The organism is Streptomyces sp. NPDC006265, from assembly GCF_040613555.1.
Classification (GTDB): domain Bacteria; phylum Actinomycetota; class Actinomycetes; order Streptomycetales; family Streptomycetaceae; genus Streptomyces.
The window spans coordinates 1-3,024 of record NZ_JBEXSH010001003.1 but is presented as its reverse complement, the minus strand read 5'-3'; the positions used below and the strand labels follow the sequence as shown (position 1 = coordinate 3,024).

The following is a 3,024-nucleotide window of genomic DNA, read 5'->3' as shown; positions in this document are numbered from 1 at the left end:
CCACCCCATCAGACGACAGCCCGGCACCACCCGTCAGCCCGGAGGCACATCGATGCGACAGTTCACCGCCGTCGTCAACCCCACCGCGGGCGGAGGCCGCGGCGCCGCCCGCCAGCATGGGGGCGGACGGGGCGGAGGCCGGACCGGACGTACTGGCCAGTGGCGTCTCGTCGCCGCCCCGAGGCTGCGGACCGGGGGAGTCGTGCCCGGCGGTGCTCGCCGACGGCTCCTTCTTCTCCGGTTCCCTCTTCTGCTCGGGCTCCTTCTGCTCGGGCTCCTCCTCCGTCTTCTGTTCGGTCTCCCTCTGCTCGGGCTGCTCTTTCTTCGCCTCCGGGAACACCACGTCCGAGCACGAGTAATAGGTGTCCGGCGTGCTGCTGTTCTGCCAGACCGTGTACAGCACATGCCGCCCGGTCCGGTCGGACGGCAGAGTGGCCTCGATGCGGTACGCGCCGTCCGTCAGGGCCGGGTCCGTCACCGTGGCGAACGGCTTCTCGGGCAGGTCGGACCAGGACAACGGGCCGGCGGGGTCGTAGCCGGGCTTCGTCAGATACATCCGGAACGTGCCCGTGTGCGGGATCGTCGAGACGTACCGCATCGTCAGGGTCGCGCCGGGCGTCATCCGGGTCGACGGCCAGTCGGCGCGGGCCAGATCGAGGCCCCGGTAGGCGGGCAGACCCCCGCTGCACAGCTTCCCGTCCGGGACGACCTCCCGGTCCCGGCCGTCGACGTTCGCCACCCGCAGGTTGTCCCATGCCGTGAAGGGCGCGCCGTTCGCGGCGACCGCCGCACGGCACGCCGCCGTGCCCGCGCGCTCGCCACCCTCCGGGGAACAGGCCACCACCCGGCTCACCGGGTCCGTCGGGGCCCCGTGCGCCCGGGCCGGCCCCGCCGTCCACAGCGGCAGCAGCAAGGGGGTCACGAGGGCGGCCGCGAGTGCGGCGCGATGTGCGGTCGTACGAGGCATGCGGCTGCTTCTCCTCGGCCCGGGGCGGCGGCGTTCGGTAGTGCAGTACGGAAAATCGGCCCGACGCGTTCATCACGCCACGACCTGCTCGAAAAGGGGCCATTGGGCGCCCAACTGCCCCCATAGAGGGTGGGGTTCCAGCCGGATCGAGGGTTTCCCCCGTATCCCGCCGACCTTCCCTTTGCCTATCGTTCGAGCACTGCTGACCCACAGGTAACCCCGAACGGGTTCGCTTCCACCCCACGCCTGGCCGGCCATCGCGTCGCTCTTCGCTTTTCGAACCACCCCCCTGCGCTTCGACGACGAAGCGAGTCCACCGCCGCTCCGTCCAGCCCGGAGTCCGGCCACGAAAGGCAACGACCGTGCGTACCTCCCCAGAGCTCAGACGGAAGCTGATATCCGTCGCCGCAGTCTCCGCCGCCCTGCTGATCGCAGCCCCCGCCTCGGTCGCCGCCGCACAGGAGGCCGCCCCCCGCCCGGCCGCCGTGCCGGCCGCCCAGACCGAAGCCGCCCCCGGCATCCAGGCCGAGCGCCTCATCGTCGGCTACAAGTCCGGCGCCGCCGAGGCCAAGTCCAACAAGGCGGCGGCCGCCGACGCCGAGTCCAAGGCCGAGAAGACCGGCGAGGACATCGACTTCCAGCGCCGCCTCGGCACCGGCGCCACACTCGTCGAGCTGGGCACCCGCCCCACCCGTGCCTCCGTCGCCGACGTCGTCGCCCAGTACAAGGCCGACCCGCAGGTCGCCTACGTCGTCCCGGACCGCCTGAACAAGCCGACGGCCGTCACCCCGAACGACACCGAGTACAGCAAGCAGTGGGACCTGTTCGAGTCGACCGCGGGCATGAACGTCCCCGGCGCCTGGGACACCACCACCGGCAGCGGCGTGACCGTCGCCGTCATCGACACCGGCTACGTCACCCACTCCGACCTGGCCGCGAACATCGTCGGCGGCTACGACTTCATCTCCGACACCGCCGTCTCCGTCGACGGCAACGGCCGCGACAGCAACCCGGCCGACCCGGGCGACTGGTACAACGACAACGAGTGCGGCCAGGGCATCGCCGCCTCCGGCTCCTCCTGGCACGGCACCCACGTGGCCGGCACCATCGCCGCCGCCACCAACAACGGCAAGGGTGTCGCCGGTATCGCATACGGCGCGAAGATCTCCCCGGTCCGCGTCCTCGGCAAGTGCGGCGGTTACGACTCCGACATCATCGACGCCATCACCTGGGCGTCCGGCGGCACCGTCTCCGGCGTGCCCGCCAACACCAACGTCGCCAAGGTCATCAACATGAGCCTCGGCGGGGGCGGCGCCTGCTCCAGTGCGACCCAGAGCGCCATCAACGGCGCCGTGAACCGGGGCACCTCCGTCGTCGTCGCGGCCGGCAACGAGAACCAGAACGTCTCGGGCGCCTCCCCGGCGAACTGCAACAACGTCATCGCGGTCGCCGCGACCAACCGCGCCGGCAGCCGGGCCTCGTACTCCAACTACGGCTCGCTCGTCGACATCGCCGCCCCCGGCGGTGAGACCCGCACCTCCACCGCCAACGGCATCCTCTCCACGCTGAACTCCGGCACGAAGACGCCGTCGAGCGAGAACTACGCCTACTACCAGGGCACCAGCATGGCCACCCCGCACGTCGCGGGCCTCGCGGCGCTGATGAAGTCGGCCAACTCCGCCCTCACCCCGGCGCAGATCGAGTCGGCCATCAAGGCCAACGCCCGTTCCCTGCCCGGCACCTGCTCCGGCGGCTGCGGCGCGGGCCTCGCGGACGCCGCCAAGACGGTCCAGGCCGTGAAGGGCGGCACGTCCACCGGCACGACCTTCTCCAGCACCACCGCCGTCGCCATCCCGGACAACGGCGCCGCGATCGAGTCGCCGATCAGCGTCACCGGTCGCAGCGGCAACGCCCCCTCGGCCCTCCAAGTCGGCGTCGACATCACCCACACCTACCGCGGCGACCTCGTCATCGACCTGGTCGCGCCTGGCGGACGGCCACCGTGCGGTCGCCAACTGGTACACCAACTACGGCCGGTCGGGCACCTGCGAGAACAC

The 3,024-nt window shown here is 71.5% G+C and carries 2 protein-coding genes; one reads left to right on the top strand and one right to left on the bottom strand.

Annotated features, from left to right (window positions below):
* A partial coding sequence (locus ABZ281_RS44230; RefSeq protein WP_356663908.1) for a lytic polysaccharide monooxygenase occupies positions 1–967 on the bottom strand: 967 nt, incomplete at its 3' end.
* A gap of 362 nt (positions 968–1,329) precedes the next feature.
* Between ABZ281_RS44230 and ABZ281_RS44225 the strand changes: the two genes are divergently transcribed.
* A partial coding sequence (locus tag ABZ281_RS44225; RefSeq protein WP_356663906.1) for a S8 family serine peptidase occupies positions 1,330–3,024 on the top strand: 1,695 nt, incomplete at its 3' end.